The sequence below is a fragment of the Pseudomonas sp. MWU16-30322 genome, from assembly GCF_020515535.1.
Taxonomy (GTDB): domain Bacteria; phylum Pseudomonadota; class Gammaproteobacteria; order Pseudomonadales; family Pseudomonadaceae; genus Aquipseudomonas; species Aquipseudomonas fluorescens_H.
In genome coordinates this window covers 87268-99118 of record NZ_JAIWYL010000007.1, presented here as the reverse complement: position 1 = coordinate 99118, position 11851 = coordinate 87268, and the positions used below count along the sequence as shown (strand labels likewise).

11 protein-coding genes are annotated in these 11851 nt (G+C 61.6%); 6 read left to right on the top strand and 5 right to left on the bottom strand.

The features are described 5' to 3' along the window. Positions 1–52: 52 nt before the first annotated feature. Positions 53–559 (bottom strand): peptide deformylase, encoded by a 507-nt coding sequence (gene def, locus LCH64_RS15840; protein ID WP_027610272.1) that lies wholly within the window; start codon positions 557–559, stop codon positions 53–55. A gap of 159 nt (positions 560–718) precedes the next feature. Here def and LCH64_RS15835 point away from each other — a divergent pair, with 159 nt between their 5' ends. From LCH64_RS15835 to LCH64_RS15820, 4 genes are all read left to right on the top strand, one after another. Beyond that, positions 719–1744, top strand: coding sequence for a LysM domain-containing protein (locus LCH64_RS15835; RefSeq protein ID WP_003220240.1), 1026 nt, complete (start codon positions 719–721; stop codon positions 1742–1744). 82 nt (positions 1745–1826) lie between these two features. Further along, positions 1827–2924 carry a DNA-processing protein DprA gene (gene dprA, locus LCH64_RS15830; protein WP_226500710.1) on the top strand — a complete coding sequence of 366 codons (1098 nt, stop codon included), beginning with the start codon at positions 1827–1829 and terminating at the stop codon, positions 2922–2924. Positions 2925–2978: 54 nt separating this feature from the next. Beyond that, on the top strand, positions 2979–3536 hold the full coding sequence (locus LCH64_RS15825) for an L-threonylcarbamoyladenylate synthase (RefSeq protein ID WP_003220243.1): 558 nt from the start codon (positions 2979–2981) through the stop codon (positions 3534–3536). 239 nt (positions 3537–3775) lie between these two features. Continuing rightward, the gene (locus tag LCH64_RS15820) at positions 3776–4450 is read left to right on the top strand and encodes a hypothetical protein (protein ID WP_226500709.1); all 675 of its coding nucleotides are present in this window, start codon (positions 3776–3778) and stop codon (positions 4448–4450) included. A gap of 65 nt (positions 4451–4515) precedes the next feature. On the opposite strand, the gene LCH64_RS15815 is transcribed toward LCH64_RS15820, so the two are convergent. After that, the gene (locus LCH64_RS15815; protein ID WP_103521328.1) at positions 4516–5493 is read right to left on the bottom strand and encodes an NADPH:quinone reductase; all 978 of its coding nucleotides are present in this window, start codon (positions 5491–5493) and stop codon (positions 4516–4518) included. Positions 5494–5657: 164 nt separating this feature from the next. Here LCH64_RS15815 and hemF point away from each other — a divergent pair, with 164 nt between their 5' ends. After that, on the top strand, positions 5658–6572 hold the full coding sequence (hemF, locus tag LCH64_RS15810; protein ID WP_003220249.1) for an oxygen-dependent coproporphyrinogen oxidase: 915 nt from the start codon (positions 5658–5660) through the stop codon (positions 6570–6572). Between the two features lie 9 nt (positions 6573–6581). Continuing rightward, positions 6582–7403, top strand: a complete 822-nt coding sequence (aroE, locus tag LCH64_RS15805) for a shikimate dehydrogenase (RefSeq protein WP_226500708.1) — start codon at positions 6582–6584, stop codon at positions 7401–7403. A gap of 126 nt (positions 7404–7529) precedes the next feature. Here aroE and LCH64_RS15800 read toward each other — a convergent pair whose 3' ends face one another. The 3 genes from LCH64_RS15800 to betC form a co-directional block, all read right to left on the bottom strand. Beyond that, positions 7530–9098, bottom strand: a complete 1569-nt coding sequence (locus LCH64_RS15800; RefSeq protein ID WP_003220253.1) for a SulP family inorganic anion transporter — start codon at positions 9096–9098, stop codon at positions 7530–7532. 194 nt (positions 9099–9292) lie between these two features. Then, positions 9293–10213 carry a choline ABC transporter substrate-binding protein gene (choX, locus tag LCH64_RS15795; RefSeq protein WP_226500707.1) on the bottom strand — a complete coding sequence of 307 codons (921 nt, stop codon included), beginning with the start codon at positions 10211–10213 and terminating at the stop codon, positions 9293–9295. A gap of 15 nt (positions 10214–10228) precedes the next feature. Further along, complete coding sequence (gene betC, locus LCH64_RS15790; RefSeq protein WP_226500706.1) at positions 10229–11743, bottom strand: choline-sulfatase; 1515 nt, start codon at positions 11741–11743, stop codon at positions 10229–10231. Positions 11744–11851: the final 108 nt, after the last annotated feature.

The window sequence follows — 11851 nt, the reverse complement described above, 5'->3', positions numbered from 1 at the left end:
GCGTCTCATAAAAAGAAAAAGGCTTGCCGCAGCAAGCCTTTGAAGGAGGGCATCAAGCGTTCTGGCGATGCAGCTTTTCCAGTTTCTTCTTGATCCGGTCGCGTTTGAGCGTGGACAGGTAATCGACGAACAACTTGCCGTTGAGGTGGTCGCATTCGTGCTGGATGCACACCGCGAGCAGGCCTTCGGCGATCAGTTCGTAAGGCTGGCCGTCGCGGTCCAGCGCCTTGATTTTGACCTTCTGCGGGCGGTCGACGTTTTCGTAGAAACCCGGCACCGAGAGGCAGCCTTCCTGGTACTGATCCATCTCGTCGGTCAGCGATTCGAACTCGGGGTTGATGAACACCCGGGGTTCGGTGCGGTCTTCGGAAAGGTCCATCACGACGATACGTTTGTGCACGTTGACCTGGGTCGCGGCGAGGCCGATGCCCGGCGCTTCATACATTGTTTCAAACATGTCATCGACCAACTGACGCACTTCGTCGTCCACTACAGCCACAGGCTTGGCGATAGTACGCAGACGCGGGTCCGGGAATTCGAGGATGTTTAAAATGGCCATAGGCTGATTGCTGCACGTATTGAGTAAAGTCGGGTCGATGGCCTGGCAGGTCCGAAGATGCAGGCTACCGTTGTGAAGCGTAGCTAATGCAATTTGCAGTAGCGAGCCACGGGGGCTCTGACGGTTCACGCGAACGCACATGATAAAGGGATTCGCTGCATGAGGAAAACACTACTCGCCCTGCTGCTTCTGGTCTCGGCCGGCGTGGCGCAAGGGCAAGTGCAACTCAGGGATGGTTTTCCACAGCAATACACGGTGGTTTCGGGAGACACACTCTGGGACATTTCCGGCAAATACCTGCGCGAGCCCTGGCAATGGCCACAGCTGTGGCGGGCCAACCCGCAAATTGAAAACCCCAACCTGATCTATCCCGGCGACACGCTGACGCTGAGTTATGTCGACGGCCAGCCTCGACTGACCGTCAATCGCGGCGAGTCGCGCGGCACCATCAAACTGTCGCCACGCATCCGCACCAGCCCGGTGGCCGAGGCGATCCCGAGCATTCCGCTGAAGTCGATCAACGCCTTTCTGCTGAGCAACCGCATCGTCGACAAGGTCGAAGACTTCGACAAGGCACCCTATATCGTCGCCGGCGATGCCGAGCGGGTGCTTTCCGGCACCGGTGACCGGATTTATGCCCGTGGCCATTTCGACCCCAGTCAGCCGGTGTACGGTATCTTCCGCCAGGGCAAGGTCTACACCGACCCGCAGACCAAGGAGTTCCTGGGGATCAATGCCGATGACGTTGGCGGCGGCGAAATCGTTGCCACCGAAGGCGATGTCGCCACCCTCGCCCTGCAACGCACCACCCAGGAAGTGCGCCTCGGCGACCGTTTGTTCAGCGGCGAAGAGCGCTCGATCAATTCGACCTTCATGCCCAGCGCCCCGAGCACCAACATCAACGGCGTGATCATCGACGTGCCGCGCGGCGTCACGCAGATCGGCGTGATGGACGTGGTCACCCTGAACAAGGGCCAGCGCGACGGCCTGGTCGAAGGCAACGTTCTGGCAGTGATGAAAACCGGGGAAACCGTACGTGACCGGGTAACCGGCCAGCCGTTGAAAATCCCCGACGAACGCGCCGGTCTGCTGATGGTGTTCCGCACCTACGAAAAAATCAGTTATGGCCTGGTACTCAACGCATCGCGCTCGCTGGCGGTGCTCGACAAGGTACGAAATCCTTAGCTGGCTTCACAAGTTACCAACAGAGTTATCCACAGCTTGTTCCGAATGGTTCGGGACTTATAACGATCAAGGATGATCCACGATGCTGTCTGCCTGTACGCCGGTTTCCCCTGCGGAACTGGAAGCGCGTTTGCGCCTGCACCGCTTGCCGGAAATCGGTCCGAAACGTTTTGCCAAACTGCTTGAAGCCTTCGGCTCGGCTTCAAAAGCCCTGAGCGCGCCGGCCAGTGCCTGGCGTGCGCTGGGGTTGTCGGCGGCGTCGGCCGAGGCCCGGCGCAGCCCCGAAGTGCGCGACGGCGCCAGCCATGCATTGCGCTGGCTAGAGCGGCCCGGCCAGCATCTACTGATGTTGGACCAGGCGGATTATCCGGCGCTGCTGGCGCAGATCCCTGACCCACCACCGCTGTTGTTTGTTGCGGGCGACCCGCTGATTCTGGAAAAACCGCAACTGGCGATGGTCGGCAGTCGCAGTGCTTCACGCCCGGGAATGGACACCGCTGCAGCATTTTCCCGCAGCCTCGCCGGGGCCGGTTTTGTCATCACCAGTGGCTTGGCGCTGGGCATCGATGCAGCTGCCCATCAGGCGGCGCTGGACGTCGGCGGGCAAACCGTCGGCGTGCTCGGCACCGGCCTGGAAAAGTTTTATCCACAGCGCAATCGCCGACTGGCCGACGCGATGATTGCCTCGGGCAGCGCGGTGCTTTCGGAGTTTCCACTGGACGCCGGTCCGACGGCGAGCAACTTCCCCAGGCGCAACCGGATCATCAGCGGTTTGTCCCTCGGTGTGCTGGTGGTCGAAGCGAGTGTTGCCAGCGGTTCGCTGATCACTGCCAGGCTGGCGGCAGAGCAGGGCCGCGAGGTGTACGCGATTCCGGGCTCGATCCATCACCCTGGCGCACGCGGCTGTCACCAGTTGATCCGCGACGGTGCGGTGCTGGTCGAAACCATCGAACACATCCTCGAAGCCCTGCGCGGCTGGCAGCATGTGCCGTTATCCACAGACACGCCGAAAGCCGAGCACCCCTTGCTGCGCCTGCTGCACGCGGCGCCGCACACCAGCGAAGCCTTGGTCGACAGCAGCGGCTGGGCGTTGCCCAAAGTTCTCGCGGCACTCACCGAGCTGGAAATGGAAGGCCGGGCAGTGTGTGAAAACGGTCGCTGGCAGGCCAGGACACGCTAGGTTTTACAGGGAAGATCGGTAAACTGCGCAAAACCTGTTTGCGGAGAGTTTTTCATGGTCAACAGTTGGCGTGTGCAGCAAGCCGCACGAGAGATTCGCGCCGGGGCGGTGATTGCCTATCCAACCGAAGCCGTCTGGGGGCTGGGTTGCGACCCGTGGAACGAAGAGGCAGTGGATCGTCTGCTGGCGATCAAGAACCGTTCGGTGGACAAGGGCCTGATCCTGGTCGCCGACAACATTCGCCAGTTCGACTTCCTGTTCGAAGACTTCCCTCAAGAGTGGCTCGACCGCATGGCCAGTACCTGGCCGGGGCCGAACACCTGGCTGGTGCCGCATCAAAACCTGCTGCCGGAGTGGGTGACGGGCGTGCATGACACGGTGGCGCTGCGGGTCAGCGATCATCCGCAGGTGCGGGATCTGTGCTCGATGGTCGGGCCGCTGATCTCCACCTCGGCGAACCCGCAAGGACGGCCGGCGGCGCGCACGCGGTTGCGCGTCGAGCAGTATTTCCGTGGGCAGATCGACCTGATCCTCGGCGGGCAACTGGGCGGGCGCAAGAACCCCAGCGTGATCCGTGATCTGGCGACCGGCAAGGTCATTCGTCCCGACTGATCCTGGCTCGAAAACCTTTACGTGAGTCCTCTTCGCCTTGATGGCGAGGAGGACTACGCGTACCTGCGATTTGTCCTGCAATGACGCCCGTTTCTATGTCGGAAAAGTCGCCAAGTACCCGGATTCATTGAGTTTTCCCACCGGATTATCAGACTTTCTGGCGTGGCGGAATCGCCAAAAGCAACCATCCTTTCCCTGCACTCGAAATACTTCGATAAGTTAAGGTCTGCGGAGAAAGAATGGACACTACGAATTTGCAACTCACGGATTATCTGCAGGCGCTTCAGGTGACGTTAAAGAGTCACCATGAGGGTTGTCGCATCGTGATGCTTGAGGCAGGGGCGGATACTCAAGAGTTCGACCGGTTTATCGATCGGCAATTTCGGCTTCGGTTGCAGCATTACATGCTGACTTCACGGGCGCGGATGCTCGAAACCAGACTGGCGATAAAGTCGCGCAGTACCCATTTCCTGCTGTATCGGCACGATCAACTGTTGGCGGTATTGAGAGCGACTCCGGCACCGTTCGAGTGGGTATCGCTGGCGCAGCAACACGTTTCTCCCACAGTAGCGCTGTCGCGCCATGTCGAATTCAGTCGATTGATGTCGTACACACCCAATCAGTTGCCCATTGCGGTCAACGGTCTGCTGGCGGCCGCTACCGAGTGGGCCATTAAACGCGGTTATAACGGGGTAACCGCGTTGTGCAGATCGCAACAGCTGCGCTTCTACCAGCGTTTCGGCCTGATGCCGATCGCCTCCAATGCGCTGCACATCGACCAGCGCGCACGCGGCGATTATTGGGTGTTGTCAGCCGAGTGGCGGCAAATCCTCGCGGCGGTTCAACAGCCCGATCACGCGACGGTTGGCCAGCTGGTGCAAAAACCGTTGGAGTCTCCTCTGCCGAGGTGCTGAACGCGTTCGAACTGTCTTGCCAGCCGTGGGTTCGCAACCCTGACTGGCAAGATGCCGAAGGTTGATCAGGGCAGCAGGATGGTCGAGCCGGTGGTGCGCCGCGCCGACAGTTCGGTCTGCGCCTTTGCCGCGTCAGCCAGTGGATAACGCTGGCTGATGTCCACCTTGATCTTGCCGCTGATGATCATCTCGAACAGCTCGTCGGCCATGCGCTGCAGGTTCTCGGCGTTGTTGGCGTAGGTCGCCAGGGTCGGGCGGGTCACGTACAGCGAGCCCTTGGCCGAAAGAATCCCCAGGTTCACCCCGTCCACCGCACCGGAGGCATTGCCGAAACTCACCACCAGTCCACGCGGCGAGACGCTGTCGAGCGAGGTCAGCCAGGTGTCCTTGCCGACGCCGTCATACACCACCGGGACTTTCTTGCCGTCGGTCAGCTCCAGCACCCGCTGTGCCACGTTTTCGTGGCTGTAATCGATGGTTGCCCAGGCGCCGTTGGCTTTGGCCAGTTCGGCTTTTTCCTTGGAGCTGACGGTGCCGATCAGTTTCACGCCCAGGGCCTTGGCCCATTGGCAGGCCAGCGAACCGACACCCCCCGCAGCGGCGTGGAACAGAATGGTTTCGCCACCCTTGAGTTCATAGGTCTGGCGCAGCAGGTACTGCACGGTCAGGCCCTTGAGCATGACCCCGGCGGCGGTTTCGAAGCTGATCTCGTCCGGCAGTTTCACCAGGTTGGCTTCGGGCAGCACGTGCAACTCGCTGTAGGCACCCAATGGGCCGCTGCCATACGCCACGCGATCACCGACCTTGAACCGGGTGACTTCACTGCCCACGGCATCGACGATACCCGCGCCTTCAGCGCCCAGACCCGATGGCAGCGCCGGTGGCGCATAGAGACCGCTGCGGAAATAGGTGTCGATGAAGTTCAGGCCAATGGCTTTGTTGGCCACTCGCACCTGTTGCGGGCCGGGGGCGGCGGGCTGGTAATCGACATACTCGAGTACTTCGGGTCCGCCGTGGGCGCGGAACTGGATACGCTTTGCCATCTGCCTACTCCTTGGGTCGTTTTGCGAGGCCCCTATCCAACTCCCCTGCTTGATCTTCGTCAACTGCGGCGCTCGGGTCTGCGGTGTTATGCTACGCGCCCATTTGCGCCGCCCCCTGCCTGCGGGGCGCCCGCGTAGTGATGCCCCTGATTCAAGGTGAAGCCATGACGACCCGCACCGACGCCGTAAAGGCCTATCTGCTCGACCTGCAAGACCGCATCTGCGCCGCGCTGGAAACCGAAGACGGCGGCACGCGCTTCGTCGAAGACGCCTGGACCCGGCCTGCCGGCGGTGGCGGTCGTACTCGCGTGATCGAGAACGGTACGGTGATCGAAAAGGGCGGCGTCAACTTTTCCCACGTGTTCGGCAGCGGCCTGCCACCGTCGGCCAGCGCTCACCGTCCGGAACTGGCCGGTCGCGGTTTCGAAGCCCTCGGCGTATCGCTGGTGATCCATCCGCACAACCCGCATGTGCCGACGTCCCACGCCAACGTGCGCTTTTTCATCGCCGAGAAGGAAGGTGAAGAGCCGGTCTGGTGGTTCGGCGGCGGCTTCGACCTGACCCCGTATTACGGCAACGAAGAAGACTGCATCCACTGGCACCGCGTCGCCGAACAGGCCTGCGCGCCGTTTGGTGCGGACGTCTACCCGCGCTACAAGGCGTGGTGCGACACCTATTTCCACATCAAGCATCGCCACGAACCGCGCGGCATCGGCGGCTTGTTTTTCGATGACCTGAACGAGTGGGACTTCGACACCAGTTTCGCCTTCATGCGCGCCATCGGTGACGCCTACATCGATGCGTACCTGCCCATCGTGCAACGCCGCAAGAACGATGCGTTCACCGCGAAACAGCGTGAATTCCAGGAATTCCGCCGTGGCCGCTACGTCGAGTTCAACCTGGTCTACGACCGTGGCACGCTGTTCGGCCTGCAATCGGGCGGGCGTACCGAGTCGATCCTCATGTCGCTGCCGCCGCAAGTGCGCTGGGCCTATGACTTCAAGGCCGAGCCCGGCAGTGAAGAAGCGCGCCTGACCGACTACTTCCTGCAAGACCGCGACTGGCTGGCCGAAGCCTGAGGACTGCTGATGGATCGTTACGTCGTTTTCGGTAACCCGATCGGCCACAGCAAGTCGCCGATGATTCACAAACTGTTCGCCGAGCAGACCGGCCAGCGCCTTGACTACAGCACCCTGCTGGCGCCACTCGACGACTTTACTGGCTGCGCCATGGCGTTTTTCCAGGACGGTCGCGGCGCCAACGTCACTGTGCCGTTCAAGGAAGAAGCCTTTCGCCTGGCGAACAGCCTGACCCCCCGTGCGCAACGCGCTGGTGCGGTGAACACCCTGAGCAAACTGGCCGACGGCTCGTTGCTCGGTGACAACACCGACGGTGCCGGACTGGTGCGCGACCTGACGGTGAATGCCGGTTTCAGCCTGACCGGCAAACGCATCCTGCTGCTCGGCGCTGGCGGCGCGGTGCGTGGCGCGCTGGAGCCGTTGCTGGCCGAGAAGCCGGCATCGGTGATCATCGCCAATCGCACGGTGGACAAGGCCGAGCTGCTGGCAGAGTTGTTCGGTGATCTGGGGCCGGTGTCGGCCAGCGGTTTCGACTGGTTGCAGGAGCCGGTGGACGTGATCATCAACGCCACCTCCGCCAGTCTGACCGGCGATGTACCGCCGATTGCGCCGAGCCTGATCGAACCGGGCCAGACCCTGTGCTACGACATGATGTATGGCAAGGAACCGACTGCGTTCTGCCGTTGGGCCAGCGAGCATGGCGCGGCGGTGTCGATGGATGGCCTGGGGATGCTGGCTGAACAGGCTGCCGAGGCATTTTTCCTGTGGCGCGGGGTGCGTCCGGATACGGCGCCGGTGCTCGCCGAACTACGCCGCCAGCTAGCGCAGTAACAGAGCCTTTGTGGCGAGGGAGCTTGCTCCCGCTCGGGTGCGAAGCGCCCGCAATTGGGTTTGGGCTGCTGCGCAGCCAGCGGGAGCAAGCTCCCTCGCCACAGAGGTCTGGAAGTGGCCAGCAGGTCAGTCCTCAAACCGGATCGGGCATTTCTCCGGCCCTTCCAGCTTTCTCAACTCCTCCACCACCTGCGGCCGCGCCCGGCGCAGAGTCAGGCTGCGATCCTGACGCAGCAAGCGCCGCGCCTCCTGATGCAGCATTTCCACCCCCGAATAATCGATGAAGTTGATCTGCTGCGCCTCGATCACCACCCGCGTGCCGTGCAGCCGTTGCAGGCGCACTTGCAGGTAATGGCTGGCGCCGAAGAAAATCGAGCCGCCAACCCGCAACACATCCTCTTCACCCTCGCGCCAATGTTGTACTCGCGGTTGCGAGGTGCGCTTGAGGTAGAAGAACAGTGACGCCAGCACCCCGGCGTAGATTGCCGTCTGCAATTCCAGCAGCAGGGTGGCGAGGCAGGTCAGGGCCATGACCACGAACTCGGCGCGGCTGACCCGCAGCAGCGAACGAATCCCGCGATGATCCACCAGCCCCCAGGCGATCAGCAGAATGCTCCCTGCCATCGCCGGAATGGGAATGTGTGAAATCAGCCCTGCACCGAAAATCGCGAACAGCGCAACCCAGATCGCCGAAAACACCCCGGCCAGCGGCGAACAGGCACCGGCCTCGTAACTCAGACCTGAGCGGGTGAACGAGCCGGCGGACAACGAGCCGGAAAAGAACGCCCCGACGATGTTCGACAAACCCTGCGCACGGACTTCCTGATTGGCATCGAGCAACTGCTGGGAGCGCGCGGCAATCGAACGGGCAATCGACAGACTCGTTACCAGCCCGAGCATGCCCACCGCCACGGCGCTCGGCAGCAAGCGCAGCACCAGATCCAGATCCAGCGGCAGCGCGCTGAACGGCGGCAAGCGCCCGACAAAGGCGCTGACCCGATGCACGTGGCCGAACATCGTCGGCCACAGCCACACCAGCAGGCTGCCGAGCACCAGCGTTATCAACAGGGTCGGCCAGCGCGGCAGCAATTGTCTGAGCACGAAACCGACCACCACCGTGGCCACGCCCAATACCAATGAAGGTTTATCCACAGCCTGCAGGTGCTGCAGCAGATCCATCAGGCTGTCCAGCGCCGTGGCTTTGGCCGGCAGATCCAGCCCCAGCAGATTCGGCAACTGGCCGATGGCAATCACCACCGCCGCGCCGAGGGTGAAGCCGAGCACCACCGAATGCGAGACGAAATTCACCAGCGCACCGAAGCGCAGCAGGCCGAGCAGCCACTGAAAAATCCCCGCCAGAAAGCTCAACAGCAGGATCAGGGTGATGTAGTCCTGGGACGCGGGCACGGCCAAGGGGCTGACGCTGGCATACAGCACAATCGAAATCGCTGCGGTCGGGCCGCAGATCAGGTGCCACGAGGAACCCCAAAGGCAGGCGATCAGCACCGGGATGATCGCCGCATAGAGGCCGTATTCCGGCGGCAGGCCGGCGATCAGCGCGTAGGCGATCGACTGTGGCAGCGCGAGTATGGCACCGCTCAGGCCAACGACCAGATCCCGGCCGACGCTGGCGCGGGTTTGCCGGGGCAGCCAGGTCAGGAAGGGGAAAAGTGAATGGCGACTGGGCAGGGCCATGGGTCCTCGCGGGGTGTGGGTTTATGCAAGGTTATCAGGACGCGCCAATCACTGTGGCGAGGGAGCTTGCTCCCGCCCGGCTGCGAAGCAGTCGCAAACCAGACTGCTCGGTTTATCTGCGAAAACCCAGTCAGCCCGATTGGGAGCGTTTCGCACTCCAGCGGGAGCAAGCTCCCTCGCCACAACAAACTGCGTTAGAGCTTGGCCTTCACCGCAGGCAACGCATCCTTGCCATCTACGGTCTTCACCCCATCCAGCCACTTGTCCAGCACCGCCGGATTGGCTTTGATCCATGCCTTCACCGCATCGGCATTGCTGACTTTCTTGTTCACCACCTCAGCCATGATGCTGTTCTCCATGTCCTGGGTGAACGCCAGGTTGGTCAGCAACTTGCCCACATTCGGACAGGCCTCGGCATAACCCTTGCGCGTGAGGGTATAGACGCTGCCGGTGTCGCCGAAGTATTTCTCGCCGCCCTTGAGGTAATGCATCTTCAGCTGCACGTTCATCGGGTGCGGGGTCCAGCCGAGGAAGGTGACGAATTTCTGTTTCTTCACCGCTCGCGACACTTCGGCGAGCATCGCCTGTTCGCTGGATTCGATCAGCTTCCACTGGCCGAGGTCGAAGTCGTTCTTCTTGATGATTTCCTGCAGCGAAATGTTCGCGGGCGCCCCGGAACCGATGCCGTAGATCTTCTTGTCGAACTTGTCGGCGTATTTGTTCAGGTCGGCAAAGTCATGCACACCGGCGTCCCACACGTAATCCGGGACGGCGAGGGTGAACTCGGTGCCGTCGAGGTTCTTCGCCAGTTGCGTGACGTCACCGGTGGCGACGAACTTGTCGTAGAAGCCCTGCTGCGCCGGCATCCAGTTGCCGAGAAATACATCCACTTGACCGTCCTTCAAACCACCGAAGGTGATCGGCACCGCGAGGGTGTCGACCTTGGCCTTGTAGCCCATGCCGTCCAGCAGAAACCCGGCGATGGCGTTGGTCGCGGCGATGTCGCTCCAGCCCGGGTCGGCCATTTTCACCGTTTCGCAGCTTTGCTCGGCGAATGCCGAGCCGCTGCCCAGAGCCAGCAGGCCAATCGTCAGTGCTGTGGATAACTTGCGCATGGACTTCCCCTTACATTATTGATTTTGGCAGGGTTGTGGATAACGGGCCTTGCGCTCCAGATCGTCGAGGTCGATGTGGTTGCGCATGTACTGCTGACTGGCGTCCACCAGCGGCTGGTGATCCCAGCTCTTCAGCTTGCCGATGGTCAGGGCGTCGGCGACAAAACGTCGGCGACGCTGGCTGGCGAGCACCTCGCGGTGAATCGCCGGGATGTCCCACTTGGCCCGCGCTTCGGCGAGAAAATCGTCGAACAGCTGGCGATGTTGCGGCGACTGGCTGAGTTCTTCGACTTCACGCGGATCGTTGTGCACATCGAAGAGTAGGCACGGGTCGCTTTCACTGTAGATAAATTTGTAGGCGCCGCGACGGATCATCATCAGTGGACTGATGGTGCCTTCGGCCATGTATTCGCCGAAAACTTCGTCATGTCCGCCCTGCCCTTGCAGATGCGCCACGAGTGATCGGCCATCCAGTGGCAGGCCTGGTTCCAGGCTGCCGCCGGCCAGTTCGACGAAGGTCGGCAACAGATCAGCGGTGGACACCGCAGCGCTGACCCGGCCGGCAGCGAACTGCCCCGGAGCGCTGATCAACAGCGGCACCCGCGCGGCCATCTCGAACCAGTGCATTTTGTACCAGAGGCCTTTCTCGCCAAGCATGTCGCCGTGGTCGCCGGAGAAGACGATGATGGTATCGTCGATCAGCCCGGTATCTTCGAGGGTTTGCAGAAGTTTGCCGACGTTGGCGTCGATATAGCTGCACGCGCCGAAATAGGCACGGCGCGCATCGCGAATTTTATCCACAGGCAGCGGTTTGTCCCAAAGGTCGTAGACCTTGAGCAGGCGTTGCGAGTGTGGATCGAGGGAATGTTGTTCCGGGGTGGTCGGCAACGGGATGTCACCGTCGTCGTACAAATCCCAGAACGCCTTGGGAATCGTGTATGGGTCGTGTGGGTGAGTCATCGAAACGGTCAGGCAGAACGGCTGATCGCCGTCCTCGCGAATGTGATCGAACAGGTATTGCTGGGCCTTGAACACCACCTCTTCATCGAAGTCGAGCTGGTTGGTGCGCACGCACGGCCCGGCCTGCAGCACCGACGACATGTTGTGATACCAGCTCGGGCGCACGTCCGGCTCGTCCCAGTTCACCGCCCAGCCGTAATCGGCCGGGTAGATGTCGCTAGTCAGGCGCTCTTCGTAGCCGTGCAATTGATCCGGGCCGCAGAAATGCATCTTGCCTGACAGCGCGGTGCGGTAGCCGAGGCGGCGCAGGTAATGGGCGTAGGTCGGAATGTCGGCGGGGAAATCGGCGGCGTTGTCGTAGGCGCCGATCTTGCTCGGCAGCTGGCCGCTGACCAGGGTGAAGCGCGACGGCGCGCACAGCGGACTGTTGCAATAAGCGGCGTCGAACACCACGCCCTGAGCGGCGAGGCGCGAAAGATTCGGCAGTTTGATCGGCGACGGGCCGTAGATCGGCAACATTGGCGCGGCCATTTGATCGGCCATGATGAAAAGAATGTTCTTGCGCTTCATGTGATCGCGGCATTCCATAGTGAATATTTATGCGACATTGCTGCGATCGAGCATGGAGTCCATGCTGTGTCCGGTAAAGCCCGCGCCGGACAATGACTAGGATAAGCA

Excerpts from the sequence above, each read along its gene's own strand:
- aroE (WP_226500708.1), top strand. The coding sequence starts at position 6,582 with ATGGATCGTTACGTCGTTTTCGGTAACCCGATCGGCCACAGCAAGTCG.
- LCH64_RS15825 (WP_003220243.1), top strand. The coding sequence starts at position 2,979 with ATGGTCAACAGTTGGCGTGTGCAGCAAGCCGCACGAGAGATTCGCGCC.
- def (WP_027610272.1), bottom strand. The coding sequence starts at position 559 with ATGGCCATTTTAAACATCCTCGAATTCCCGGACCCGCGTCTGCGTACT.
- LCH64_RS15800 (WP_003220253.1), bottom strand. The coding sequence starts at position 9,098 with ATGGCCCTGCCCAGTCGCCATTCACTTTTCCCCTTCCTGACCTGGCTG.
- LCH64_RS15820 (WP_226500709.1), top strand. The coding sequence starts at position 3,776 with ATGGACACTACGAATTTGCAACTCACGGATTATCTGCAGGCGCTTCAG.
- LCH64_RS15835 (WP_003220240.1), top strand. The coding sequence starts at position 719 with ATGAGGAAAACACTACTCGCCCTGCTGCTTCTGGTCTCGGCCGGCGTG.
- choX (WP_226500707.1), bottom strand. The coding sequence starts at position 10,213 with ATGCGCAAGTTATCCACAGCACTGACGATTGGCCTGCTGGCTCTGGGC.
- hemF (WP_003220249.1), top strand. The coding sequence starts at position 5,658 with ATGACGACCCGCACCGACGCCGTAAAGGCCTATCTGCTCGACCTGCAA.
- dprA (WP_226500710.1), top strand. The coding sequence starts at position 1,827 with ATGCTGTCTGCCTGTACGCCGGTTTCCCCTGCGGAACTGGAAGCGCGT.
- betC (WP_226500706.1), bottom strand. The coding sequence starts at position 11,743 with ATGAAGCGCAAGAACATTCTTTTCATCATGGCCGATCAAATGGCCGCG.
- LCH64_RS15815 (WP_103521328.1), bottom strand. The coding sequence starts at position 5,493 with ATGGCAAAGCGTATCCAGTTCCGCGCCCACGGCGGACCCGAAGTACTC.